This window comes from Rhizobium sp. SEMIA 4085 (genome assembly GCF_013004495.1).
GTDB classification, from domain to species: domain Bacteria; phylum Pseudomonadota; class Alphaproteobacteria; order Rhizobiales; family Rhizobiaceae; genus Rhizobium; species Rhizobium gallicum.
In genome coordinates this window covers 1-991 of the sequence record NZ_JABEPH010000689.1, presented here as the reverse complement: position 1 = coordinate 991, position 991 = coordinate 1, and the positions used below count along the sequence as shown (strand labels likewise).

Below are 991 nucleotides of genomic sequence, written 5' to 3'. Positions count from 1 at the left end.
GGATAAGGCCGTTACTCGGCAAACTGCATTTGGTGGAAAAGCTCATTCAGGAACGGCCGGAGTTTGTCGAATGCGACAAGATCACCGGCGACGATCCTTTTCTTGCCCGGCTGGTCGTCCGTTCGATCGAACGGATGGACGACGTCCTTGAAGCCCTCTCCGAGCACGCCGTTACCAGCACAGCCGTCATCAAGGGCACTTCCGTTAAACGGCGGCTGCCGCCCCTGTAGCAAGAATACGGAATAGCGCAATTGACGGTCGTTCGATTGCAGTTCGGTGCTTTTCAACATCCAATTCCGAGAAGTTCGGTATTGCTCCGAGGGCGCATCATCCTGGCTACAAGGTAGGTCGACATAGGATATAGGCTGGGCCAATTGCCTTTTTGAGAATCTCGGCGTTCACCATCCACCAAATTGCAGAAGTGCAATGCTCCGTCATGCCATTCTATGCCAAATCTCCTCGCGAGCATTTCCGAAGTATGATGCCTTGAAAAGGCAGACATGGTAATATAGGTTATGTCGACAATGATAACCGAAATACCTGGAGCATTCCGATGATCGTCTCTAAGGATCTTCGCATCTACAATGGTAAAGAGTTCGCGGATGCGCTGCAGACTGAGATGGACTCTTCTCCTAGGAGCGAAGCGAAGGCCAGAAAGATTGCCGTCAAGCGCAACCTCCGAACAGGCCCGGCATCCGCTTTCGCATCAAAGCTGCGCAATGCGATGGCCAAGGTTGTGCGATCCAAACCAGGGGCCGGCGTCGACGACACGATGGTCGTGGTGGTTGAGACCCCTAACCAAGCGGTTCGGGACACAATCCGTGACATCGTCGAGCACGTCCCCGGTATTATTGAGGCCCGGCAAAGCAAGTTGACGGACGATGCAATCGACGCCCTGGTATCCGTATATATGCGCACCGCTCCCAACGTGAAGGCCAGGGGCAGGCTACACGACAGCCACGCCAAGGCAGGGGACCGACACCTCACGGAA

The 991-nt window shown here is 54.7% G+C and carries 2 protein-coding genes; both read left to right on the top strand.

What is annotated here, in order from left to right; all coding sequences use genetic code 11:
* The coding region (locus C9413_RS32400; RefSeq protein WP_170251615.1) for an Lrp/AsnC ligand binding domain-containing protein at positions 1-230 on the top strand (230 nt) is incomplete at its 5' end.
* Positions 231-553: 323 nt separating this feature from the next.
* On the top strand, positions 554-991 hold a 438-nt coding region (locus C9413_RS32395), incomplete at its 3' end, for a hypothetical protein (protein WP_170251613.1).